The sequence below is a fragment of the Phycisphaeraceae bacterium genome (assembly GCA_015709595.1).
GTDB lineage: Bacteria > Planctomycetota > Phycisphaerae > Phycisphaerales > SM1A02 > CAADGA01.
This window is the reverse complement of record CP054178.1, coordinates 3,524,751-3,548,653: the sequence shown is the minus strand read 5'-3', so window position 1 is coordinate 3,548,653 and position 23,903 is coordinate 3,524,751. Positions and strand designations below refer to the sequence as shown.

The 23,903-nt window shown below is 67.6% G+C and carries 18 protein-coding genes; 10 read left to right on the top strand and 8 right to left on the bottom strand.

Annotation, left to right across the window (positions count from 1 at the left end; all coding sequences use genetic code 11):
• Positions 1-5: 5 nt before the first annotated feature.
• Complete coding sequence (locus HRU76_15055) at positions 6-374, top strand: hypothetical protein (GenBank protein ID QOJ18821.1); 369 nt, start codon at positions 6-8, stop codon at positions 372-374.
• A 95-nt stretch (positions 375-469) separates the two neighbouring features.
• On the opposite strand, the gene HRU76_15050 is transcribed toward HRU76_15055, so the two are convergent.
• A complete protein-coding gene (locus tag HRU76_15050) occupies positions 470-1,840 on the bottom strand; it encodes a hypothetical protein (GenBank protein QOJ18820.1) in 1,371 nt (456 codons plus the stop codon).
• 510 nt (positions 1,841-2,350) lie between these two features.
• Here HRU76_15050 and HRU76_15045 point away from each other — a divergent pair.
• The 4 genes from HRU76_15045 (at position 2,351) to HRU76_15030 (ending at position 13,009) form a co-directional block, all read left to right on the top strand.
• Positions 2,351-3,094, top strand: a complete 744-nt coding sequence (locus HRU76_15045) for an ABC transporter ATP-binding protein (GenBank protein ID QOJ18819.1) — start codon at positions 2,351-2,353, stop codon at positions 3,092-3,094.
• A gap of 54 nt (positions 3,095-3,148) precedes the next feature.
• The gene (locus HRU76_15040) at positions 3,149-5,512 is read left to right on the top strand and encodes an FtsX-like permease family protein (protein QOJ19210.1); all 2,364 of its coding nucleotides are present in this window, start codon (positions 3,149-3,151) and stop codon (positions 5,510-5,512) included.
• 54 nt (positions 5,513-5,566) lie between these two features.
• The gene (locus HRU76_15035; GenBank protein ID QOJ18818.1) at positions 5,567-6,769 is read left to right on the top strand and encodes an HlyD family efflux transporter periplasmic adaptor subunit; all 1,203 of its coding nucleotides are present in this window, start codon (positions 5,567-5,569) and stop codon (positions 6,767-6,769) included.
• Between the two features lie 204 nt (positions 6,770-6,973).
• Positions 6,974-13,009, top strand: coding sequence for an alpha-2-macroglobulin (locus HRU76_15030; protein ID QOJ18817.1), 6,036 nt, complete (start codon positions 6,974-6,976; stop codon positions 13,007-13,009).
• Positions 13,010-13,081: 72 nt separating this feature from the next.
• On the opposite strand, the gene HRU76_15025 is transcribed toward HRU76_15030, so the two are convergent.
• Positions 13,082-13,501, bottom strand: a complete 420-nt coding sequence (locus tag HRU76_15025; GenBank protein QOJ18816.1) for a F0F1 ATP synthase subunit epsilon — start codon at positions 13,499-13,501, stop codon at positions 13,082-13,084.
• 337 nt (positions 13,502-13,838) lie between these two features.
• Here HRU76_15025 and HRU76_15020 point away from each other — a divergent pair, with 337 nt between their 5' ends.
• The 3 genes from HRU76_15020 to HRU76_15010 all read left to right on the top strand — a co-directional run bounded on the left by HRU76_15020 (position 13,839) and on the right by HRU76_15010 (position 15,524).
• Positions 13,839-14,528, top strand: a complete 690-nt coding sequence (locus tag HRU76_15020) for a sigma-70 family RNA polymerase sigma factor (GenBank protein ID QOJ18815.1) — start codon at positions 13,839-13,841, stop codon at positions 14,526-14,528.
• Positions 14,525-14,959, top strand: coding sequence for a hypothetical protein (locus HRU76_15015; protein QOJ18814.1), 435 nt, complete (start codon positions 14,525-14,527; stop codon positions 14,957-14,959). Before HRU76_15020 ends, HRU76_15015 begins: the two co-directional genes overlap by 4 nt.
• Before the next feature lie 136 nt (positions 14,960-15,095).
• A complete protein-coding gene (locus HRU76_15010) occupies positions 15,096-15,524 on the top strand; it encodes an NUDIX hydrolase (GenBank protein QOJ19209.1) in 429 nt (142 codons plus the stop codon).
• Here the strand turns inward: HRU76_15010 and HRU76_15005 are convergent.
• The 4 genes from HRU76_15005 to HRU76_14990 are packed head-to-tail and all read right to left on the bottom strand — an operon-like array spanning position 15,499 to position 17,516.
• Positions 15,499-15,894, bottom strand: a complete 396-nt coding sequence (locus HRU76_15005) for a cupin domain-containing protein (GenBank protein QOJ18813.1) — start codon at positions 15,892-15,894, stop codon at positions 15,499-15,501. The two genes, HRU76_15010 and HRU76_15005, sit on opposite strands and share 26 nt — an antisense overlap.
• Positions 15,884-16,648, bottom strand: a complete 765-nt coding sequence (locus HRU76_15000; protein ID QOJ18812.1) for an RNA pseudouridine synthase — start codon at positions 16,646-16,648, stop codon at positions 15,884-15,886. Before HRU76_15000 ends, HRU76_15005 begins: the two co-directional genes overlap by 11 nt.
• Before the next feature lie 5 nt (positions 16,649-16,653).
• Complete coding sequence (locus HRU76_14995) at positions 16,654-17,034, bottom strand: hypothetical protein (GenBank protein ID QOJ18811.1); 381 nt, start codon at positions 17,032-17,034, stop codon at positions 16,654-16,656.
• A 29-nt stretch (positions 17,035-17,063) separates the two neighbouring features.
• The gene (locus HRU76_14990) at positions 17,064-17,516 is read right to left on the bottom strand and encodes a DUF1844 domain-containing protein (GenBank protein ID QOJ18810.1); all 453 of its coding nucleotides are present in this window, start codon (positions 17,514-17,516) and stop codon (positions 17,064-17,066) included.
• An 88-nt stretch (positions 17,517-17,604) separates the two neighbouring features.
• Between HRU76_14990 and HRU76_14985 the strand changes: the two genes are divergently transcribed.
• Entirely contained in the window at positions 17,605-18,900 is a 1,296-nt protein-coding gene (locus HRU76_14985; GenBank protein QOJ18809.1) for a peptidyl-prolyl cis-trans isomerase, read from the top strand.
• A complete protein-coding gene (locus tag HRU76_14980) occupies positions 18,897-19,304 on the top strand; it encodes a YraN family protein (protein ID QOJ18808.1) in 408 nt (135 codons plus the stop codon). Before HRU76_14985 ends, HRU76_14980 begins: the two co-directional genes overlap by 4 nt.
• Here HRU76_14980 and HRU76_14975 read toward each other — a convergent pair.
• Both HRU76_14975 and uvrA read right to left on the bottom strand, forming a co-directional pair.
• Positions 19,293-20,717, bottom strand: a complete 1,425-nt coding sequence (locus HRU76_14975) for an alpha/beta hydrolase (protein ID QOJ18807.1) — start codon at positions 20,715-20,717, stop codon at positions 19,293-19,295. The genes HRU76_14980 and HRU76_14975 overlap by 12 nt on opposite strands.
• A 156-nt stretch (positions 20,718-20,873) precedes the next feature.
• Positions 20,874-23,864, bottom strand: coding sequence for an excinuclease ABC subunit UvrA (gene uvrA / locus HRU76_14970; protein QOJ19208.1), 2,991 nt, complete (start codon positions 23,862-23,864; stop codon positions 20,874-20,876).
• Positions 23,865-23,903 lie beyond the last annotated feature (39 nt).

Genomic DNA, 23,903 nt, shown 5'->3' with positions numbered 1-23,903 from the left:
CGATCATGTTCGCCCGCGCCTTGCGATTCGGCGTCCGGTTCACGACGGAGTTCACGCTTCGTGCGGCGCAGTTCGGGCTCATTCTCATCGCGGCGGCGGCGTTCACGCTGTACATCGCGGGTGTGCTGTCAGCCGAGTTGGTCCTCGCCATCGGGGCCGGGGCCGCGATGGCACTGACTTGGGCGGTCATTCTGTTCCTGGAGCGCATGTCCCGATCCGTCGCGGCGTCGGAATCGGAACGACGGCGACGACTGCTGCGCGCCGGCTTGTGTCCGAACTGTCGTTACGACATCCGCTTTCTGGTCGAGCCGCGCTGCCCGGAATGCGGACAACGCCTGGGAACGACGGCGCCGATCGTGGAAACGAGCCGGTAGCATTGAGAACAGGCCAACCTGACCCCCGCTTTCTTCAGGGGAGAGGAAGCAGGCCAGCGCCATCCGCGAAGGAAGGCGAATGATGCGGTTCACGTCTACTCCGGTTGAACGCTCCCAACGACCCACCCTACCGGCTGCGTCCACGCTTTCATGAGCGGGCTGTCCTTCGTGGGACGCGCCGGCGCGATGCTCGCCGTCACCACGGCGCGGACGTACAGCTCATCACCCTTCAGCGAGTACGAGGGGTTCAGCCCCTCGGCGATGGCCAGCACCGCGCCGACGTCCGCCGAGTAGCGCCGCGTCGTGCGCAGTTCGTTGCCGGCGGCGTCGCGGATTTCGATGGATGAGTCATCGAACACGCGGCGCGTTCCGATGAACCTCGTGGTGAACGCGACGGAGGCCCCTGTGGCAGGGTCGATCATCGGTTCGATGTCGATGGTCAGCGTGCGCGTGGTCGCGTCGAATCGCACGTCGCGCAGAGCGACGCCGGTGGAGGCGTAGAAGTCGCCCGCCTCGATTGACCTGATGAGCGACTCGGGCGTCAGGTGACGCGCGCGCACCATGATCCAGCCCCGTCCGGGGACCGATACGTCGCTGTCGCCCTCGCCGTGGTAGCTGTGGCTGTCGTCCGTGGCCAGCCCGTAGAGGGGCGCGGCGTTCAGACGCGCCAGCCGGATGGTGTTGGCGACGTCCCAGATCACCTCGGTCGAGGCGTGCTGCGCGTCGCCGGCGTTGTTGGTTCCGGTGTGACCGTTGAAGACTTCAAAGAAGCGCTCCTCGACCACCTCGGCGATCTCCTCCGCCGTGACCGCCCAGACGTAATTGGGGTGATTGAGATGGGCCAGGATCGGCTGGCCGGTGCGACGGGCCTGCTCCTCGATGGCCCGCAGATTGCGGCGCATCACGTCGGCCACGTCGGCGTCCGGATCGCCGCCGGTGCCCTGCGGCGTGATGAGATCACGCAGGTTGGCGGCGTTGATGTGAATGGGGATGCGTCCCAGCGCGTCCGTCACCTCCTGCGCCTGGATGAGCAGGAATCGGCCGCGCTCCTCCACCAGGGCGCGAAACTCGTTGAGCGGCTTGAGGCGCACTTCGAGCGGCGCCACAGCGCCGTCCGGCCCCGGCTCGCCCCCGCGCGTTTCGACCCAGTGGTCGCCGAAGCGGGCGCGATACTTGGCCAGCACGTCCCGTCCGCCGCGGCGCTCGATGTCCGCCACTTTCATCCATCGCATCCCCTGGCTGAGGATGTTGTGATCGGAGAGGGCGAGAAAGTCGTAGCCGTGCGCGCGGTACCACTCCGCGATCATCTCGGGGAAGTCATTGCCATCGCTCCACAGCGAGTGCGTATGCAGATTGCCCTTGAACCATCGCGGCGCGGGATCGGGCGGCACAGGATCACCGGGCGGGATTCCTCCCGTCGCCAGCGGCGCCAACCACAGAGACAGCAGCAGAACGGAGCACACCATCCGCGCAGCATACCAGACGACCACGCCTCACGCTTGCGAATCAACATCATGCGGCGGCGGCTCGCCATGCGCAACCGCCCAGCGCCTGGGCGCCGCCCCTGAAGTGCGAATCTTCGCCAACCGCGAATTTCTTTCCTCCGACGTTTCAGCCGTCCGTCGAGAGTTGACGGCGCCGCCGCGCGCCCGGACCTTGCGCTTCGCCGAACGGTGGAAGCGCTTCCAGTTCCACCGTTCCGTTCGTGACGTTTCGCTCCTTCGTTGGACGCCCTGCTCCCGCCGATTCGCTCCGCACAATCCCAGCCGCCCCGGTGGGTGCGTGACCCGGCGATTGAGACGGGTTCGTGTCCGTTTCCCGTTCCCCGTTCCCCGTTCCCTGTTCCTTCCTCCACGGCCTGCTCAATCGCCGGCTCACCCGCCCACCGATTCCAGTCGCGCATCAACCTGTCCAGGCGACGCATGGCGGCGCAACCCCGCACGACCACCGGAACACCGCTCGCCGTATCATCGTGAATGACCGGCACATCCGCCGACGCCGTCGACGCGCCCCGTCGCACCGCTGTCTTTCAGGCCCGTGGCCTGACGAAGGTGTATCAGATGGGCGAGGTGCGCGTGCACGCGCTGCGCGGCGTGGACGTGGACCTGTACGAGCACGAGTTCGTGGTGCTGCTGGGGCCGTCCGGAAGCGGCAAATCCACGCTGCTCAACATCCTGGGCGGGCTGGACGTGCCCACCGCGGGCACGGTGCGGTATCTCGACCACGACCTGACGCGGGATGACGACGCCGCGCTCACTCGCTACCGGCGTGAGCACGTCGGATTCGTGTTCCAGTTCTACAACCTGGTGCCGTCGCTGACCGCGCGTGAGAACGTGTCGCTGGTGACCGAGATCGCCGCCGACCCCATGAAGCCGGAGGATGCGCTGGAACTGGTCGGTCTGGGCGACCGGATGGACCACTTCCCCTCGCAGCTCTCGGGCGGCGAGCAGCAGCGCGTGGCCATCGCCCGCGCGGTGGCCAAGCGACCCTCGGTGCTGCTCTGCGATGAACCCACCGGCGCGCTGGACGTGACCACCGGCGTCCTGGTGCTTCAGGCCATTGAGCGCGTCAATCGTGAACTCGGCACCACGACCGCCGTCATCACGCACAACGCCACCATCGCCCGCATGGCCGATCGTGTGATCTCGCTGTCAGGCGGCCTCATCGCCTCGGTGCATGAGAACGTCATGCGCGTAGCGGCGAGCGACCTGGAGTGGTGACACGAGGCCATGAACGCACGCCGCGACCGTGAAGGAGCGGACCGACCGACCCGCATGACCGCGCTCAACCGCAAACTCGCCCGCGACCTGTCGCGCCTGCGCTGGCAGGTGCTGGCGATTGCGCTGGTGCTGGCCTCGGGCGTGGCGACGTTCACCATGTCGCTGACCGCGCTCGATTCGCTGCGGAACACGCGCGACGGCTACTTCGCCTCGTACCGATTCGGACACGTCTTCGCGCATCTTCGTCGCGCGCCGGACTCGCTGGCCAGGCGACTCGCCGACATTCCCGGCGTCTCGCGCGTCGAACCCCGCATCGTGTTTGACGTGAACCTGGACGTGGCCGACTTTCCCGAGCCGGTGGTGGGGCGGCTCATCTCGCTGCCCCGATCGGGCGAGCCCGCGCTCCACGCGCTCCACCTTCGATCCGGTCGCCTCCCCGATCCCGACCGCCGGGGCGAGGCGCTGGTGAGCGAGGCCTTCGCCGCCGCCCACGCGCTCAAACCGGGCGACACGCTTCGCGCCATCATCAACGGACGAATGCAGCGGCTGCGCATCGTCGGTGTCGCCCTGTCCCCCGAGTTCGTGTACGAGATCCGCGAGGGTGAAGTGCTGCCCGACAACAAGCGCTTCGGCGTGCTGTGGATGGGCGAGGATGATCTGGCCGCCGCCTTCGACCTGGCGGGGGCCTTCAACAACGTGGTCGTCTCGATCGGTCCCGGCGCGGTGGAGCAGGAAGTCATCCAGCGGCTGGACGCGCTGATCGAACCATTCGGCGGACTCGGCTCGTACGGGCGATCCGATCAGACGTCCGCCAAGTTCATCGCCGGAGAGCTCGATCAACTGCGCGCCATGGCGGTGATGGCTCCGGCGATCTTCCTGTCCGTGGCGGCCTTCCTGCTCAACATGGTGCTCTCGCGGTTGATCGGTACGCAGCGCGAGCAGATCGCCATTCTGCGCGCCTTCGGCTACTCCGGGGGCGAGGTGGCGCGTCATTACCTGGGATTCATGCTCGCCATCGTGCTGACGGGCGTGGCCATCGGCACGGCGGCCGGTGCGTGGATGGGCCAGGGGCTGACGGTGATGTACGCCCGCTTCTTCCGCTTTCCGCTGCTGGCGTACGACTTCGATCCGAAGGTGCCGATGATGGCGGCGCTGGTGAGCATCGGCGCCGGGCTGGTCGGCACGCTGCGCCCGCTGCGCCGCGTGGCGGCGCTCCCCCCAGCCGAAGCCATGCGCCCACCCGCGCCCGGCGTCTACAGGCCAACGGCGCTCGAGCGCCTCGGGCTGCAGCGGTGGATGACCGCCGGTTCGCGCATGGTGGTCCGTTCGCTGGAGCGCGAGCCGATTCGCGCCGGGCTGACCATGCTGGGCATCGCCATGGCGGTGGGGGTGCTGGTGCTGGGACAGTTCGCGCTGGACGCCATCAACTACGTGCTGGATTTTCAGTTCGCGCGCGTGCAGCGCCAGCACCTGATGGTCAGCACCAGCGAAGTCGTCCCCTCGCGCGCCGTGAGCGAGCTGCGGGCCATGCCGGGCGTGCGCCGGGTGGAGCCCTTTCGCGCGGTGGCGGGTCGGTTCATCCACGGACACTACTCGGAGCGGCAGGGGCTGATCGGGCTGTCGTCGGATCACGATCTCTTCGTCCCCCGCGCCGAGGATGGTTCGCGCGTCGTCCTGCCGGATGAGGGGCTGGTGCTCTCGGACAAGCTGGCCGAACGGCTGCGCGCCGGGGTTGGCGACATCGTGCGCCTGGAGGTGCTGGACGGCCGGCGACCCGTCATCGAAGCCCCGGTGGCGTCGATCGTGACCGACTTCACGGGCACGAGCGCGTACATGGATATCCGCTCCCTGCGCCGACTGCTGCGCGAGGGCGACACCGTTTCCGGGGCCTTTCTCGCCGTGGACCCGTTGATGCAGGCGGACCTGTACGCCCGGCTCAAGCTCACTCCCGGCGTGGCCAGCGTGGTGGTGCGCGAGGCGGCGGTGAAGTCCTTCCGCGAAACCATCGCGGAGAACCTGCTCCGCATGCGGACATTCAACGTGTTCTTCGCCTGCATCATCGCCTTCGGCGTGGTGTACAACAGCGCCCGCATCACGCTGGCGGAGCGCAGCCGCGAACTGGCCACGCTGCGGGTCATCGGCTTCACGCGGGCCGAGGTGTCGGCGATTCTGCTGGGCGAACTGGGCGTGCTGACCGCCATCGCGCTGCCCGTGGGCATGGTGATCGGGTACGGCTTCGCCGCGCTGGTCGTGACCGCGCTGGAGACGGAGACGCAGCGCATCCCGCTGGTGGTGGAGGCGCCGACCTTCGCCTTCGCCGCGGGCGTCACGCTGCTGGCGGTGGTGGTGTCCGGGCTGGTGGTGCGGCGGAACGTGGACCGCTTCGACCTGGTGTCGGTGCTCAAGGCGCAGGAGTGATCGGGAAGGGATGCGCCGGGTATCATCCGCGACGGCCAGCCGGGGAGTCTGTGCATGAAACTCACCTTTGGGCGCATCGTGACGCTGGTGGTGGTGCTGGGCGGCGCCGCGGCGGCGGTCTACGCGCTGCGACCCAGGCCCGTTGAAGTGGAGACGGGCGTCGTCGAGCGCGCACCCATGCGCGTGATGGTCGAGGAGGACGGCGTCACCCGCATCCGCGAGCGGTACATCGTCTCCGCACCGCTCGCCGGTCGGCTGGCCCGCGTCTCGCTCGACCCTGGCGATGAAGTCATCGCCGGTCAGACGGTGCTCGCCACCATTCAGCCCACCGACCCGGCGCTGCTCGACGCCCGCGCCCAGGCGGAGGCCGAAGCCCGCGTGCGCGCGGCGCAGGCGGCGGTGGATCGCGCCGGCGCCGCCGTTGATCGCGCTGTCGCCGGGGTGGACTTCGCCGAGAAGGATCTCAAACGCCTTGTGGAGGCGTCGGAACGGCTGGCCGCCACACCCCGCGAACTGGAGACGGCGGCGTTCAACGTCACGATCGCCAGGCAGGATCTCCGCTCGGCGGAATACGCGCGGGAAATCGCCCGCTTCGAACTTGAACTCGCGCAAAGCGCGCTCACCCAGGCCCGGGGCGGCGGAGAGAACGCCGCGTTCGTCATCCCCGCGCCTGTCAGCGGTCGCGTGCTGCGCGTCATGCAGCAGAGCGCGGCGGTGGTGAGCGCGGGCGCACCCATCATCGAGATCGGCGATCCCGCCGATCTTGAAGCCGTGGTGGACGTGCTGTCGGTCGATGCCGTGGGCATCCGGCCAGGCGACGCGGTGGTCATCGAACGCTGGGGCGGCGGAGCAGCGCTGCGCGGCGCGGTGCGTCTGGTGGAGCCGGCGGCGTTCACCAAGGTCTCCGCGCTGGGCGTCGATGAACAGCGCGTCAACGTCGTCATCGACTTTCTTGACGAGCCGGAGGCGCGCATCGGGCTGGGGGACGGCTTCCGCATCGAGGCGGGCATCGTCGTCTGGCGCGATGACGCTGCGCTGGTCGTCCCGGACAGCGCACTCTTCCGTCGGGGGACGGCCTGGGCCGTGTTTGTCATCCAGCAGGATCACGCCGTGCTTCGCACCGTGCAGGTCGGCCGCCGCAACGGCGTTCAGGCCCAGGTGCTCGGCGGGTTGGTCGAAGGCGACCGGGTGATCGTGTACCCCGGGGATCGCGTTCAGGACGGGACGCGCGTGGTCGTTCGAGCCGGCAGGGGGTGACTTCCTCTCTGCCGGGTGTCGCCGATGCCGCACATGGCCCCGACGATTCATCCCGGCTCGATCTAAGAAAGTGATCGGCGGCCCGTCTGACCAGCGGATGACCTCGTTCCGGTTCGTCTTCGCGCGCTGTTTGCCGTGGCAGGTCCGGGGTGGAAGGATCATCCATCCGCGCGTGTCCTCCACGCACCCCTCCGGAGCCGCCCCATGACAGCCCACCGCTCCTTCCCGGCGTCGCTCACGCTGGTGCTCGCGTTTGCATTGCTGGCGCCTTCACTCGCCGCGGCCGCTCGCGAGGCGCAGCCGCCCGATGACGCCTATGCGCGGCTCAAACAGGAAGCCGAGAAGCACCATGCCGAGAAGTCGTTCTCTCGCGCCCTGGCGCTCTACCAGCAGGCGGAGAAGATGACCCTGCCCGAGCCGGAGCGGCGCTGGGTGACCTTCCGAATCGGCGACTCGATGTGGCGCAACCGGGCGGCTTCACGCTCCAATGACGACACGGACTATCAGCGCGCGGTTCAGATCCTCAACGACCTGCTGCGGGTCGCCTATCCCACCTCCGTCAGCCGCGACCACACATGGGCGGCGATTCAGGAGTCGCTGGGCGACTACTGGTGGATTCGAAACGATTCTCGCAACTGGCATCCCGGCTGGCAGCACTACGCCGCGGCGCTGGACTACTGGGCGGGTCAGCGCGACCTGGACCTCGCGCGTGCACGATACCTCGACATCGTCTTCCGCGCCTCCGAGCCGGCGTGGTTCAACGAATACATCTGGTACCGTCAGAACACGTACATTCCCTCGAATATTCTCGACAACGCGGTGAAGATCGCCGCCACGGATGAGGACCGCTCACACGCGCAGTACCTGCTGGCGATGTCGCTGCGACACCAGGGCGGGGTGCGGCTGCAGAACCGGGTGGAGGAACTGTTCCAGTCCGTGCTCACCGCGGGCCGGACCGTCGAGTGGTACGACGACGCCCTGTTCTTCTACGCCGAGTGGCTCAGCCAGCAGGGCCGTCCGGCGCGGCTGGACGACGGACAGTGGACCACGCGCGTCGATTATCGCGGCGCGGTTGAGCTGTACCGCCGCCTGATCGCGGAGTTCCCCGCGGGACGCTCGGCCTACGTGGAGCAGGCCCGAAACCGCATCCGTGAGATCACCGAGCCGCAACTGGCGCTCACCGCGTCCAACGCGTTTCTGCCCTCGTCCGAACAGCAGTTCCAGCTGGGGTGGCGGAACATCCGTGCCATTGACATCTCCATCCACAAGGTGGACCTGACGAAGGACGTCGCCTTCCCCGCGCGGTCGGATAATCAGCGGGCGTGGCTCGATACGATCGACCTGTCCAAGGCCCCGCAGGCACGCTCCTTCGTCAAGGACACGAAGGACGCCGGCGACCACCTGCCGGGCGGCGAGTCCATCACGCTGGATGAGAAACTCGAACCGGGCGCGTACGTGATCGAGGCCCGTGCGGGCGACCGCAAGGTCCGCGATCTGCTGCTCATTTCCGACGTGACGCTCATCACCAAGACGGTGGCGGACCGCACCGTGGTCTTCGCCTGCGACGCCGTCGACGGATCGCCCGTGGCGGACGCCGTGGTCAGCGTGTGGGAGGTGCGGCGTTCGGACAACCGGTTCTGGACCGCCCGGCGTCACGAGGGCAGGACCGATGCTTCGGGCATCGCCGCCTTCGCGCTCTCGACGCCCACCGGCTACGGCGGGCTGTTCTTCGCCGCCCGCAAGGATGACCGACAGGCGTTCAACAACTCGTGGGCGAATCAGCAACCCTCGCCGGGGCGGGCGTACCGCATCTACGCCTTCACTGATCGACCCGCCTATCGACCTGGCGAGAAAGTGGAGTGGAAGGCCATCGCGCGGCTGTACCGTGAATCGACCTACCAGACCCCCGCCAACCAGGTGGTGGCGTTCGAGATCAACGATCCGCAGGGCGCCAAGGTGAAGGAGGGATCGCTCACGCTCAACAACTTCGGCGCGGCGTGGGATTCGCTGGAGGTCACCACCTCGATGCCGCTCGGTCAGTACACCGTGCAGTTCTGGACGAAGGACCGGGGCGAGTGGATCGGAAACGCCGCGCTCTTCCGGCTCGAGGAGTACAAACTCCCGGAGTACGAGGTCACGGTCAGCACGCCCAGGGTGAACGGCAAGCGGCTCATCTATCAAGTCGGCGACACCGTCGAGGCGCAGATCAGCGCGCAGTACTACTTCGGAGCGCCCGTGGCCAACGCCGAAGTGGAGGTGGTCATCTACCAGCGGCCTTACTGGCACTCGTGGCAGCCGCCGCGCGACTTCGGCTGGCTCCATGACGACCAGGGCGGCCGCCCGTGGCGAAACTGGTACGGTCGCGGGAATGAGATCCGCCGCGAGAAGATCAAGACTGATGACGCCGGGCTGGCGTCCATCTCCTTCGACACGCCGCTCCATGACGGGCAGAACTACGAGTACGAGGTCGAGGCCCGCGTGGTGGATTCTTCGCGCCGCGAGGTGGTCGGCACGGACGTGATCCGCGTCACCATGCAGAAGTATTTCGTCTATCCCAGGTCCGAGCACAACCTGTACAAGCCGGGCGAGAACGTGAAGATCGAGTTCACCGCGCTCGACGCCAACAACACGCCGGTTGAGGCCACCGGCGCGGTGGAGGTCTACCGCGATGAATGGCGCGAGATCTGGATCACGCCCGACGGGCGCGAAGTGACCGGCGCTGAACTGGCCGCTGAGCAGGCGCGGCACAGGTACTTCCCGCCCCTGCCCGAGCCGGGCCGCATCGGCTGGCGGCTGAAGCACCGTGGATACACCAGCGAGAAGATTCTCTCGCAACAGGTGAAGACCAACGCCGAAGGCAAGGGCGAACTGACCTTCAAGCCCGAGAAGGACGGCTACTACCGCATCACCTGGCAGAGCGAAACGCGGGATGTGTACCCCGTGGGCGCGCAGACCTGGGTCTGGGTGTGCGCCGACGCCTCGCGCGCCATCGGCTACTACCACGGCGGCGTGGACATCATCGTGGACAAGGACACCTTCAAGGCCGGGCAGGTCGCGCCGGTGATGATCTCGGTGCCGACGAGCAATCGCTACGTGCTTTTCACCGTGGAGGGCAACACCCTGCACGATCACCGCGTTGTGCACGTGGAAGGGACGGTGAAACTGATCCACGTGGAGGTGACGGACCAGCACATCCCCAACGTCTGGCTCAACGCCAGCATGGTGCAGAACGGCCAGGTGCACACCGACTCGGAGCAGGTGATCGTGCCGCCCGTGGAGCACTTCCTGAACGTGGACGTGGCGCTTGACCAGTCCGCCTACAAGCCGGGGTCCAAGGGCACGCTCAAAGTCACCACGAAGGATCACAACGGCAAGCCCGTGAGCGCGGATGTGTCGGTCGCGCTGGTGGATGAGTCGGTGTTCTACATCCAGTCGGAGCTGGCGGGCGACATCCGGCAGTTCTTCTACCGCGACCGGCAGGGTCAGGCGGTCGCCACCTCCACCTCGTTCAACGAAAAGTCGTACGTGCGGCTGAAGAAAAACGAAAAGGGGGAGATCGTGGTGGCCGGTATGGACCCCGAGCACGAGGGCATGGTCGTCAGCGAAGGCCTGGAAGAGATGGCGGATGCGGACGGCGCGGTGACATTCGCCGCGCGTCGTCGAAGTGGAGCCGCGCCGCCCGCCTCAGCGGCCATGCCGGGCGGCGGCGGGGGTGGTCTCGGCGGCGGAGCGCGCGAAGCACGCGACGCGGCCGGCATGGAGATGGCCCAGGGCAACATGCCGATGGAAGCGCTGGGTCGGATGAACAGGGACGACAAGGCCGGCGCGCCGATGGACGCGGGAACCGAAGGCGGCGACCCGGAGGCGGCCGTGCGCGTCCGCTCCGACTTCCGCTCCACCGCGCTCTGGGTGCCCAGCGTGGTGACCGATGCCAACGGCGTCGCCACCGTGGATGTCTCATTCCCCGACACCACGTCACGCTGGAAGGCCACCGCGCGGGCGGCGTCGTCCGGCGCGGACTTCGGGTTCGGCAGTGCCTCGGTGCAGACGCGCCAGCCGCTCATCGTGCGCCTGCAGGCGCCGCGATTCTTCGTGGTGGGCGACGAACTCACCATCAGCGCGGTCATCAACAACAACACCGACGCGGTGGTGACCGCCCGCTTCGATCAGGCCATCGCCGGGCTGGAGGTGCTGGAGACGCGGCTTGGCGGCAAGGCGCTGGATGCGGCCGCCCCGCGCCAAGTGGAGATTCCCGCCAACGGCTCCTCGCGCGTGGATTACCTGGTCGCCGTGCGCAGCGCGGGCGAGGCGCGCCTCACCGTCACCGCGCGGGCCGGCGCCGAGTCCGACGGCATGGAGAAAACCTACCCCGTCTTCGAACACGGCATCGAAAAGCACCTCGTCAACTCCGGCAAAGTGCGCGGGGATGATGTGACGCTGGCGATCAACCTGCCGCCCCGAAAGGGCGGCTCGACCACCCTGAGCGTGCAGGTGACGCCCAGCATGGCCGTCACGATGCTCGATGCCCTGCCGTATCTCATCGACTACCCCTACGGCTGCGTGGAGCAGACGATGAGCCGCTTCGTGCCCGCGGCGATCGTGGCCCGCACGCTCAAGGATCTCAACGTCGATCCCGCCGTGGCCATGTCTCGGCTGTTCGGCGGCATTGAGCAACAGCACGCGGCCGCCACACACCCGGGCGGCAAGCGCGATCTGAGCGAACTGGACGCGATGGTCAAGCAGGGGCTGGCCCGGCTCGCCGACATGCAGGGGTCGGACGGCGGCTGGGGCTGGTGGAAGCAGTATCCCAGCGACCACTTCATGTCCGCCTACGTGGTGTGGGGGCTGTCGCTGGCCAAGGGCGCGGGCATGGAGATCGACCCGGGCCTGCTGACCCGCGGAGCCGACTTCCTGCGGGTGAAACTCGTCGAGCAGGAGCGCAACCACGACCTGCAGGCGTGGATGCTCCACGCCCTGGCGGCCTACCAGCACGCCCAGGATGACAACGCCCGATCCGAGTTCGAGAACAAGGCGTTCGACAACCTGTGGAGCAACCGCGAGCGCCTGAACGCCTACACGCGGGCCCTGCTGGCGCTGGCCGCGCACTACTACGGTGATGCGGAGCGGGCCACGACTCTCGTTCGCAACCTGGAAAGCGGCGTCATCATGGACCGCACGCCCGACACCTCCATCCTGCTCGGCGCTGGACAACAGTCCAGCCCGGCCGTCATTCCCACCGCGCACTGGGGCAATGACGGCGTCTACTACCGCTGGTCCGATGGCGGCGTCGAGGCCACCGCCTTCGCGTTGCGGGCCCTGCTGGCGATCGAGCCGGGGCATGAACTCATCGAGCCGGTGACCAACTGGCTGGTGAAGAACCGCCGCGGTGCGCAGTGGAGCAACACCCGCGACACCGCCATCGTGGTGCTGGCGCTGACCGACTATCTTCGCGTCAGCGGCGAACTGAAGCCGGATGTGGCCTTCGACGTGCTGGTGAACGACAGGATGGTCGCCACCCGCACGGTGAAGCCGGAGGATGCGCTGAGCGGTCCGAGCACGTTCGCCATCGACCCGCAGCTGCTGCGCGACGGCGCCAACAGCGTGCGCATCGTGCGCAAGGGGGGCGCGGGGCCGATCTATTTCCTCGCCCACGCCTCGTTCTTCAGCCACGAGGAACCGATCCAGCCCGCGGGTCACGAACTCTTCGTGCGGCGGGACTACTACAAACTCGTCCCCTACGCCACGCTGCTCAAGGGGTACGAGTACGACCGCCTGCCCATGAAGGACGGCGACTCGATCGTCAGCGGCGAGCGCGTGGAAGTGGTGCTCACCATCGAGACCAAGAACAACCTCGAATACCTCGTGTTCGAGGACCTCAAGCCCGCCGGGCTGGAGGCGGTGGCGCTGCAGAGCGGCCAGCCGCTCTACGCCCGCCAGATCAGGAAGGCCGGGCAGGAGCGGCGCTTCGGCGCGGGCGGCGAGATCGACCCGACGATGGTCGCCCGCGACGGCTCCGACTACACGGGCCGCAGCGAGTGGGTCTACCAGGAGCTGCGCGACCGCCACGTGGCGCTGTTCTTCAACCGGCTGCCCGAGGGCGTCTGGGAAATCCAGTACGAACTGCGGGCCGAGACGCCCGGCGACTTCCACGCCCTTCCGGTCATGGGCCATGCGATGTACGTACCCGAAATCCGGGCCAACAGCGCGGAGATCCGCATGAAGGTGTACGAGCGGAACTGAACTGGTCCCGGTCGCTTGGAAGACCGGAGTGTTGCGGATGGGAGCGTCATATCACTTCAACTCCTCAAGCGCTCAGATCCCGCCGCGTGACCCCTGCGCCTGGGCCAGCGCGATCTTGGTCATCGCACGGGCCTGCTGACGCTGCACCAGGGCCTGGTCGGCGTCACGCTGGGTGACGCGGGCGTTGGCCTCGGCGAGCTCGGCCCGGGCCTCGGCGAGATTGATGGTCTCGGCGGGAATCGCCGCCTCGCTGAGCAGACTGAGCGAATCGTCGTTGAACTGGGCGAAGCCCCCGTCCAGCAGAAACCAGCGGCTTCCGCCTTCCGGGAAGTCCAGACGCAGCGAGCCCGCGCCGAGTTGAACCAGCACGGGAGAGGCGCCGGGCAGAAGTCCCATCTGGCCGTCCCACGCCGGAATCGAGGCGTACGTCACCGGTTCATCCAGAATCGACCCGGTGGGGGTGACGATGGAGCATCGAAAAGTCTTGGCCACAACGGAACTCCGACGGAAAGGAGGGGAGTGGCAAGTCTATCGGTGCGGCGGGCCGTTTCCAGTGCGGGAAGAGAGCCGTGCCGGGGACCGGCATGCCGGTCGGCGTGACCCGGCGCTGATCGCTCGGGCGGGCTTGCCGGGCGCCGGGGGTCTTTCTGCAAGGGTCGCATGAACAGTGGCCTCAAGCGCCCGATGATCGAGATCTCCACGTTCCGTCAGATTCAGCCGATCGACGCATTCCATGGTGACCGCGCAATGCGGCCAGCGGATCGGCGTATAACAAGGGCCGAGCCCTTCCGCCGCTGACATGTCGCCTTTTCCACAGACAGACTGGTCGATGATCCACGACGTCAACCGGAGCGGCGAGGAGCGGGATGCCGCGCTCGATTCGCTGGTTCGGCGCTATTGGCACGCCATCTACGCCTTCATCCGCCGCACCGGGCGGGACGTTCACGAGGCGGGCGACCTGACGCAGGGATTCATCACGACGGTTCTTCTGGAGCGGCGCTTGGCGGAGCGAGCCGACCCTTCGCGGGGGAGGTTCCGGACGTACCTGGTCGCCTGCCTGCGCAACTACCTGCGTGAGAAGCAACGGTCCGACGTTCGACGACGACGGCGCGTGGCGGCGGAATCAGATTCGCCGGCGGGAGCGTCGGTCAGTTCTCCGGTCGTGACGTTCGGGACGCCGGAGGAGGCGTTCGACTACCATTGGGCCGTGACCATTGTCCGACGCGTGCTCGACCGCGTGGCGTCGGAGTGTCGAGCGGACGGGCTGGAGGTTCACTGGTCGGTATTCGAGGCGCGGGTGGGACGGCCGATGCTCACGGGCGAGCCGCCCGCGACCGCCTCGGAGCTGGTGGCGCGGTACGACCTGAGCGATGCCGCCCAGGTGTCCAACCTGCTGGTGACCGTGAAGCGCCGATTCGCCAGGGCGCTTCGGGCCGAGATCGCCGGCACCGTCTCCGACGCCGAGTCCATGGAGAACGAGATTCGAGACCTGCTCGCGTCGCTGGAGCGTGCTCGATGACGGATCGAACTCTTCAACCCATCGCGGAGGCCTGGCGCTGGGCCATGGAATGCGCCGGAGACGGCGCGCTGGCCGCCGCGGATTGGCTGGCGCGCGACATCGACCCCGGCTGCACGGGGGTGTTCGATCTGCTGGCCGATCACCGGGCGTCGCTGGACACCCTTCGCCAGGCCAAGAGCGCGTTCAAGACCATGCGCGTGGCCGGGGAGACGCCGGCGGATCGGCAACTGGCCGCCCGCCTGTATGCGGTGACGATCGCCGCCGCCCTGCTGCGTCACGGCGAGTTGATCACGACGCAGTCGCGTCCCGCGATCATCAGGGCCTTGCACGGCGTGGAGGCCGACGATCGGCTGCCGCCATCGCTGCGGGACATCGCTTCAGCGGCGCGACACGTGCTGGAGCTGCAGTCGGCTCCTGCCGCTGAGGGTTGAACACGGCGTCCGGCGATTCCGTTCTTCATTTCAGGGGGGACGAAACTTGCAAGACCTGCATCCGCTGTGCCGATGACATGAGGCGCAGCAATTGCCGGTTCCAACGACCGGCCAGGCGGAAGGAGTCGCCCACCAGATGCGGGAAACGGTCTACTCCCAGTCCGCGGTCCTTCCCTACCGGGTTCGTGACGGGCGGCTGGAGGTCGCGCTCATCACCAATCGGTCGGGTTCGCGCTGGATCATCCCCAAGGGACTCGTCGAACCGGGAGAGAGCCCGCCGGAATCCGCCCTGCGCGAGGCGGAGGAGGAAGCCGGGCTCAGCGGCGAGGTCGAGCGGCGCCGCCTGTGCCGTTACGCCTACCGCAAGTGGGGGGGCACCTGCGTCGTGGACGTGTTCCTGATGCTGGTGACCAGGATTCGACGCCGCTGGCCGGAGGATGACTTCCGCGAACGCGAATGGTGTTCGCTGCGCGAGGCGGCCCGACGCGTCAAGGAGCCGGAGATCAAGCGCGTCATCATGGCCCTGGATGAGCAGGTGGTCATTGAGCGGCGGGCGTCGGCCTGAGCGCGGCGGGCGCTTCCACGGTCCGTTCGTTGCGGATGTTGCCCGTGTTGACCGTTCCAGCCCGCTCGAAGAGCAGGATGTGCGTCTCCTCCTCCGCCACGGGGCAGTGCTCCACGCCGCGGGGGATGACGACGAACTCGCCCGGCTGAAGCACGATCTCGCCGTCACGAAGCCGGATGCGAAGAGTTCCGCGGACCACGAGGAACAACTCATCCTCCTCGTCGTGCCGGTGCCAGATGAATGATCCCCGGACCTTGGCGACCTTGACCTGAAAGTCGTTGACCGTGCCGGCGACTCGCGGGCTCCAGTGGTCGCTGAATGAGGCGAACGCTTCGGCCAGGTTGACCTTGACGATGGGCTCAGCGGTCATGGGGGGTACCTCGACGATGAAACGAGGAAGCGACCGTGGACGAACCCCGTGCTTCGGTGCTCCGCGGGGACTGCGTCACCTTCGGCCACGCGGGCGGTGGAGGACAGGTCACGACGACGCCATCCACCGTCAGACGTGCCGCGTGAAGCGCCAGGCCGCCTTCCCACGGCGCGCCGCCGTACAGGGCATCGCCAAGCAACGGGTGCCCCAGCCGCGCCATGCCGGCGCGAATCTGGTGTCGGCGACCGGCGCCGATGAGGCGCACTTCGAGAAACTGCCAGCCCGCGGTTCGTTCGAGCGTCCGCCAGACGCAGCGGCCCAGTTCCCGCGGCTCTCCCCGCTCACGAACCGTCACCTTGGGTGAGCGCGTCCGGCGCGACGAGAAGTAGAGTGTGAATTCGCCTGACTCGATCAGTCCCGGACGCACCAGCGCCAGGTAGTCCTTTTCGATCGCGTCGCGTCGCATGGCGGCACGGAGACGCTCCTGACTGGCGGTGTCCCGGGCGATCAGCAGGCAGCCGGAGGTGTCGAAGTCGAGCCGGTGGACCAAGCCGCCCTCGGGCAGGTCGCGTGCCCACGGAAACGTCGAGCGCAGCCATGTCTCGATGTCCGGCGGCCCCGGTTCGTCGCCTCGTTTGGCGGCAGCACGCTTGCCCGGCGCCACGGTGTGCCAGCCGGGCGGCTTGCACAGAACAAGCCATTGCGGCTCCTCGCGCAGAATGACCGGCGAATTCGGCGGAGGTGGCGGGGTCATGCCGTTCAGGCGCGGTTCGTCCGCCGTGCCGCGACGAATGAGCCCACCGACTTGATCAGGTAGAGCAGGCACACCGCCGCCATGATGATCTGCATGATCAACGGGGCGTTGAACTCGATGGCTTCGCCGCGAGCCGCTTTCATGGCTGGTCGCATCAGGGCGCCGACCACGCCCAGCAGCGCCACCAGCGCGGCCAGATGCATGGCGTGCTTCCGCATCCTGATGTTGAGTCCCAGCACGCCGAGGATGACCAGCGGAAGCCCGAAGAAGGCCGGAATCATCGCCGTGATGCTGCGCCCCCCGGCGTCCGGCTGCGCGATCACAAAGTAGCCGACCAGCCCCAGCGCGATGAGAATGACGCCGACGCCCGCCGTGAGTCGTGCCATGTCATGCCTCCTGAGTCATCGAGACATCGTCACGGGGTGACGATGCCGGGTTTGCCGCTGACGGTCTCCTCAACCGGCGCCTTGCCCTGCTCCGCCAGCAGGTGGACGATCTGGACGAACCGCCCTCGCAGCTCGACCAGGATCTGCTGCAGCCGAGTGGTTTCCTCGGGCGTGAGATTCCCCTTGGTCTTCTCCTCCAGCACGTGGAGCAGATCGATGCTGAACTTGGAGCCATGCAGGTCGATCATCACCCGTCCGGTGTTGCGGTCGGCGTAGGCGCCAAGCCCCATCACCGCCTGGGAGGCGATCAGGTCCACGAGCGAATCAAACGTGGCGGGAGGCAGTCCGCCATGCTCAGACTCATCCGGAGCGGGGCCCTTGCTCTTCTGCTTCTCCTCCAGCCGGGCCTTTTCCGCCTGGGCCTGCGCCTTCCAGTCGGAGTCGATGTGAAGTTGCGGCGCTGAGTCCTGCTGGGCGGCCATGTTGGGCTCCGAGTGAAAAGTCCGATTGAAAGAGAGCCAGTATAGGCGGCGCATCCGGTACAATGGCGCGGCCTACGGGAGCAATGGCATGAGGCGCACCTGGTGGTTGAGCATTGTGACAGCGGGGTCGGCGGGGCTGCTCGGCGCGTGCGGCGGGGGCGCGGGCTCCCGTCCGGGCGGAGCGGTGATCGCACTTGACGACTTCGTCATGACCCGGGCCGGAGCCGTGGATGAGGGAGACGGATCAACCGGCGTCACGGCGCCGGGAGTCGATGCGACGCCAGTCGAGCCGACGACTGATCCTTCGCCCACATCGAGTGGCACGGGGGGAACTGGCGGCACGACCATCGCGTCGCCTTCACCCGCGCCCCCCGTCACGCCGCGACCGGTGGCCCCGGGCGACCTGGTGGTGGTGGACAGTCTGGTGGGACAGATCAACGGTCGTCCGATCTACGCGGACGCCTTCTTCGCGCCGCTGGATGACCGGCTTCGGGCCGAGAAGCGCCGGCTCACCCCGGGTCAGTTCGCCAACGCGCTGGACGAAGTGGTGCGACTGCGGTTGAAGGGAATCGTGGAGAACGAGTTGATCCTCGCCCAGGCCCAGTCGCGCCTCACCGAGCAGCAGCAGCAGGGGCTGTTCGCCTTCCTGCGGCAGCAGCAGGAGCAGCTCGTGCAGGGGCGCGGCGGGGCGGTGGAAACCGCCCGACGCTCCATTCAGGAAGAACAGGGGCGAACCATGGAGCAGGCCATCGCCGAGCGACGCGACCTGGCGCTGATCCAGATGATCTATCAACAGGAGATTGCGCCGCGCGTCATCGTGTCGTGGAAGGACGTGGAGCGCGAGTACGAACGCCGTTTCAGCGAGTTCAACACCCCGGCCAGCGCGGTCATCGGCATCATCCGGCTCGACCCCCGGTCGGACGCGGCACGCATCGAGCAAGTGAAGGAGCGCCTGGAGCGCGGCGAGAAGTTCATGGAGGTGGCCCAGTCCATCGGCATGATCCGCGGCGGCCTCTACGCCGACAAGCCCATTCCGCTCGGTCCCAACGGATTGGCCGACGCCGCCGAACTCAATCCACCGGTCTTTCGTGAGCGGCTCGCCTCCGCGACGCCCGGGACGACGGTCGGTCCGTTCGACATCGCCATGACCGACGGCAGCCCGCGAACGGTCTGGCTGCACGTGGTGGAGATCACGCCCGCGACCTCGCGCAGTCTGTACGACCCCGAGGTGCAGCTCGCCCTGCAGAACCATGTGCTGCAATCGCGCCGCGCCGTGGAACAGGAGCGGTACTTCAACGAACTCATCGCCGAGAGCATCTACGTTGATCTTGACGCCATGCGGCGCCGGCTCATCAGCATCGGTGAAGTGCGATACGCCCGATGATCGATCTCCTGAGGCGGTGGGTGGGCGCCTGGCGAAGGGGTGGAAACCCGCTGGGCGACTGCGGCGAGCACGAGGCCGCCCGCTGGCTGGCGGCGCGCGGCTACCGGGTGCTCCATCGCAATCTGCGCGTGGGCAAGGATGAAGCCGACCTGGTCATGCTTGATCCCGACGGGCGGACCGTCGTCATCGTCGAAGTGAAGACCCGGCGCGACGACGACGTCCGACCGGAGGAGAACGTGCATGGTCGAAAGCGGCATCGTCTGAACCGGCTGGCGGCGGTGCTGGCGCGGCGGAGAGAGTATCGCGATCGCCCGTTTCGATTCGACGTGATAGCGATCGTCTGGCCCGAGGGCGGGGCGCCGAATGTGACGCACTTTCTCGGGGCGTTCGCGTCAGACCTCTGACGAGGCGGCTTCTGTCGGCGTATCGACCGTCCGGGGCTCCTCAGCCATCACCGGGGCGGCGGTTGCCGCGTGGTCGGTCACGATCTCACTCGGCGGCTCCACGGGTCGGAAGTACTTGAGGTAGTCCACCAGCCAGTCCACCGAGGCGTTGACCATGAGTTCAAAACTGATGGGGTCGCTGAACAGCCGGTTGGATTCGGGGATCTGAAGCAGCCGGTGCCGCGCGCCCAGCAGTTCGTTGATCCGGGCCACGTCGGGATAGAGCGACTTGTCCGATTCGCCGTGAATCAGCAGGGTGGGCGCCTTGATGGCCGACGCCGCGTCCACCTCGCCGCCGCAGATCGGTCCGCGGATGACCAGCGCGCCCAGGCGCGGCTCGCGGGAGGCGAACTCGAGCGCCACCAGTCCGCCAACGCCCGAACCGCACAGCCCGATGTGATCGGGGTCAACGCGCTCGTCGCATCGCACGCTCTCATAGACGGTCTGCAGGTCGCGCAGCATCACCTCGCGGGTGCAGGCATCGCGGTCGCCTTCCGAGCGGCCGTGGCCCATGAAATCCATGCGGACACCCAGCACGCCGCGCTTGGCCAGCCGCATGCTGGTGGGAACGGAGCGGGGGCTGCGGCAGTCGCTTTCAAACCCGTGGGCGAACACCACCGCCGGGAACGGTCCCTCGCCAGGGGGAATGTCCATCTCGCAGTAGATGAATCGCTCGCCGTCGGCCAGGACGCGCATGGCCACGGAGCGCACCTGCGTGGGCGAGACGCCCTGCTCCAGCGCGTGGCTGCGGAGCATGGCGAGCACCGCTGAATCAGAGAGCGGGGTGTAATCCGCGTAAAACTTGTCGATGCCTCGGAACTTCGACGGCTTGTGGGGAATGACGGCCATGTGGGCCGTCTCATGCAGCTGCCAGATGCCCTTCTCGGAGCCGGCCGGGGCGGCGACGACCACCTTCTTCGCGCCGCGATCGCGCACCGACGCCACGGCGGCGAGCATGGTGGCGGCCTCGTCGTCGATGCCCTCATCCACGATGATGACGGTTCGGCCGCGCACTTCCTGCTCCGGGGCCAGCGCGCGGTACAGCGACCGGCGACGCTGCAGGTCGCGGAAGGCGGCGCGGGCCGGCGCGATCATCTTCTGCGTGGTCAGGTGATGCCACCGAGCCGCCGACTCGATCAGCGAGATGCGGCCATGCTCGTCCACGGCGCCGGCCACCTGGTCGGGCATGCGCGGCGCGTGGAGCTTGGCCAGCAGGAGAACATCCAGCGGCGCTCGAAGCCGCTTGCAGATCTCGATGGCGATGGGCACGCCCCCCGTCGGCAGGGCCATCACCACCACCTCCTCGCCTTCCAGGAAGGCGAGCGCCTCGGCGAGTTCCAACGCCGCCTCACGACGATTGGCGAGCATGCGCATGGCGCACCTCCGGCGTGGCTGAAGAATGGATGTCTGGAACGCCGTCGGCGAGCGCGAGCCACGATCCTGCGCCCCCTCGGCGCCCTCGGCTATCAACGATTGTCCCACATTCTGACTCGTCGTGCCAGAGAAACCGGCTGAAAACGCGCGGAATCGTCAGCATCCCGCCGCGACCGGGGGGTTCCCCGCACGGTGAAGCAGCGATTTCAGGTAGAAACCGGTATGGCTCGATTTCGAGGCCGCCACGCGCTCGGGCGGTCCTTCCGCCACCACGCGCCCACCTTTTTCGCCGCCTTCCGGGCCCAGGTCGATGATCCAGTCGGCGCACTTGATGACGTCGAGGTTGTGCTCGATGACCACCAGCGTGTGACCCATGTCCGCCAGCCGCTTCAACACGCCCAGCAGGCGCTCGATGTCGGCGAAGTGCAGCCCGGTGGTCGGCTCGTCCAGCACGTAGAGCGTGTGACCATTGGCGGCCCCGCCCAGTTCGGTGGCGAGCTTGATGCGCTGGGCTTCGCCGCCCGAGAGCGTGGTGGAGGGCTGACCCAGCTCCACGTAGTCCAGCCCCACGTCGTGCAGGCACTGGAGCATGCGGAGAATGCGGGGGTGAGCGTCAAAGAAGGGCAGTGCGTCCTCGACCGTGAGTGAAAGTACATCGGCGATCGACTTGCCCCGGTAGTGAACATCCAGCGTCTCGCGGTTGTATCGCGTGCCCTTGCACACCTCGCAGGTTACGAAGACGTCGGGCAGGAAGTGCATCTCGATCTTCTTGACGCCCTGTCCCTGGCACGCCTCGCACCGACCGCCCTTGACGTTGAAGGAGAACCGGCCTGGCTCGTAGCCGCGGATGCGGGCTTCCTTGGTCTTGCAGAACAGGCGACGAATCTCATCGAACACGCCCGTGTACGTGGCAGGATTGGAACGGGGCGTGCGCCCGATCGGCGATTGATCCACCTGGATCACGCGATCCACCCGGTTCAGGCCGTTGATCCTGGCGTGGTCGCCGGGCTTCTCGCGGCCTCCATGCACCGCGGCAACGGCGGCCTTGTAGAGAATCTCATTCACGAGCGTTGATTTGCCCGAACCCGACACGCCCGTCACGCATACCAGCCCGCCCAGGGGGATCGTCACGTCGATCGACTTGAGGTTGTTGGCCCGCGCCCCCTTGATGACGATGGACGTGCCGGGATCGAGCGGGCGGCGCTGGTGCGGCACGGGAATTCCCCGCGCTCCTGAAAGAAACCGTCCCGTCAGCGACTGCTCCACGGCGCACACGTCCGCCACCGTACCCTGGGCGACCACTCGCCCCCCGTGCCGCCCGGGGCCGGGTCCGATGTCGATGACGTGGTCCGCCGATCGGATCATGTCCTCATCGTGCTCCACCACGAGGACGGTGTTGCCGATGTCGGCCAGTCGCCGCAGCGTGGCGATGAGCCGGTCGTTGTCGCGCTGGTGGAGCCCGATGGTCGGCTCATCCAGCACGTAGCACACGCCCACCAGCCCGGAGCCGACCTGCGTGGCGAGACGGATGCGCTGCGCCTCGCCGCCGGAAAGCGTGGCCGAGGTGCGGTCGAGCGTGAGGTAGTTCAGTCCGACCGACGCCAGGAACCCCAGCCGGGCCTTGATCTCGCGCAGGATCGGGGCGGCGATCTGCCGCTGCTCCTCCGTCAGGTCGATCGACTCGAAGAAGCCGATGGCGTGGTCGATGGTCATCGCGGTCACGTCCGCGATGCTCACGCGCAGCGTGCCGCTGCGGAGCAGGACGTGCAGGGCTTCGATGCGCAGCCGCCGACCCCCGCACGTCGGGCAGGGGGCGTTGGACATGAACGACCGCAGCCGCTCGCGGATCAGGTCGCTCTCGGTGCCCTGATAGCGACGATGCAGGTTGGGGATGACGCCTTCAAAGGAGAAGCCGTGCTTCGCCTCATCCGCGGGCGTGGTGCCGTGCATGAGCAGCCGCCTGGCGGCCTTGGGAACCTTGGCGTAAGCGGTGGCCTTGTCGATGCCCATCGCGGCGCAGAAGCGGGCGATCATTCGGCCATAGGCCCGGTTCATGCGCGGACCATTGCGCCGCCACGGCTCGATGGCGCCGTCGCCGATGGGCAGCGACTCGTCGGGCACGATGAGGGCCTCATCGAACTCGCTCACCACGCCCAGACCATCGCAGCCGGGGCACGCCCCGTGCGGCGAGTTGAAGGAGAACAGCCGCGGCTCCAGCTCCGCCAGCGAGCATTCCGGGTGGTCCGGACAGGCGAAGCGGTCGCTGAAGCGCTGCTCGCGCCACGGGGCGTCCGGCTGCTCGCCCGGCTGCAAGAGGATCAGCACCTGCCCCTCGCTCAGTTTCAGCGCCACCTCGACGGACTCCGCCAGCCGCTGCCGTATGTCCTCGCGCAGCACGATGCGGTCGATGACCGCTTCGATGGTGTGCTGCTCGTAGCGACCGAGATTCAGCGGGTTGTCGCCGCCTTCCTTGAGGGCCTCGCGCAGGTCGATGATTGCGCCGTTGACCCGCGCCCGGATGAACCCCTGCTGCTGCAATGACTCGAGCACCTCGCGGTGAAAGCCCTTCTTGCCGCGCACCACCGGCGAGCAGACCATCAGCCGCGTGCCCGCCGGCTCCCGCATGAGCCGGTCGATGATCTGCGAGGCGGGCGTGGCGGTGATGGGGCGTCCGCAGGCATGTTGAGGCCTGTCAACGCTCGACACTCGGCCTTCGGCACGCGAAGCGGCCTTGCCATTGTCCGACCGCCGAATGCCAACAGCCGATGGCCCGTCACGCCCCTCCACGTGCCAGCATGTCGGCTGGCCGCATCGGGCGAAGAGCAGCCGCAGGTAGTCGTAGATCTCGGTGGTGGTGGCGACGGTGGATCGCGGGCTGGCGCCGCCGGATCGCTGCTCGATGGCGATGGTGGGGGGAAGCCCCTCGATGTCGTCGATGTCCGGCTTCTGCATCTGCTGCAGAAACTGGCGTGCGTAGGCGGAGAGCGACTCCATGTACTTGCGCTGGCCCTCGGCGAAGATAGTGTCGAAGGCCAGCGAACTCTTGCCCGACCCGGAGACGCCCGTGATGACCACCAGACGGTCGCGCGGGATATCCACGTCGAGCGACTTGAGATTGTGCTCCCGCGCGCCGCGCACGCGGATCAGTTTGTCTGTCGTGGACACGCGAGCCCTCCTGGCGTGGGG

Bases quoted from the DNA above. Each gene is read 5' to 3' on its own strand.
- HRU76_15035 (QOJ18818.1), top strand. From the start codon at position 5,567: ATGAAACTCACCTTTGGGCGCATCGTGACGCTGGTGGTGGTGCTGGGC.
- HRU76_15020 (QOJ18815.1), top strand. From the start codon at position 13,839: ATGATCCACGACGTCAACCGGAGCGGCGAGGAGCGGGATGCCGCGCTC.
- HRU76_15040 (QOJ19210.1), top strand. From the start codon at position 3,149: ATGACCGCGCTCAACCGCAAACTCGCCCGCGACCTGTCGCGCCTGCGC.
- HRU76_14985 (QOJ18809.1), top strand. From the start codon at position 17,605: ATGAGGCGCACCTGGTGGTTGAGCATTGTGACAGCGGGGTCGGCGGGG.
- HRU76_15050 (QOJ18820.1), bottom strand. From the start codon at position 1,840: ATGGTGTGCTCCGTTCTGCTGCTGTCTCTGTGGTTGGCGCCGCTGGCG.
- HRU76_15030 (QOJ18817.1), top strand. From the start codon at position 6,974: ATGACAGCCCACCGCTCCTTCCCGGCGTCGCTCACGCTGGTGCTCGCG.
- HRU76_15000 (QOJ18812.1), bottom strand. From the start codon at position 16,648: ATGACCCCGCCACCTCCGCCGAATTCGCCGGTCATTCTGCGCGAGGAG.
- HRU76_14990 (QOJ18810.1), bottom strand. From the start codon at position 17,516: ATGGCCGCCCAGCAGGACTCAGCGCCGCAACTTCACATCGACTCCGAC.
- HRU76_15055 (QOJ18821.1), top strand. From the start codon at position 6: ATGTTCGCCCGCGCCTTGCGATTCGGCGTCCGGTTCACGACGGAGTTC.
- HRU76_15005 (QOJ18813.1), bottom strand. From the start codon at position 15,894: ATGACCGCTGAGCCCATCGTCAAGGTCAACCTGGCCGAAGCGTTCGCC.
- HRU76_15015 (QOJ18814.1), top strand. From the start codon at position 14,525: ATGACGGATCGAACTCTTCAACCCATCGCGGAGGCCTGGCGCTGGGCC.
- HRU76_15045 (QOJ18819.1), top strand. From the start codon at position 2,351: ATGACCGGCACATCCGCCGACGCCGTCGACGCGCCCCGTCGCACCGCT.
- HRU76_14975 (QOJ18807.1), bottom strand. From the start codon at position 20,717: ATGCGCATGCTCGCCAATCGTCGTGAGGCGGCGTTGGAACTCGCCGAG.
- HRU76_15010 (QOJ19209.1), top strand. From the start codon at position 15,096: ATGCGGGAAACGGTCTACTCCCAGTCCGCGGTCCTTCCCTACCGGGTT.
- HRU76_14995 (QOJ18811.1), bottom strand. From the start codon at position 17,034: ATGGCACGACTCACGGCGGGCGTCGGCGTCATTCTCATCGCGCTGGGG.
- HRU76_14980 (QOJ18808.1), top strand. From the start codon at position 18,897: ATGATCGATCTCCTGAGGCGGTGGGTGGGCGCCTGGCGAAGGGGTGGA.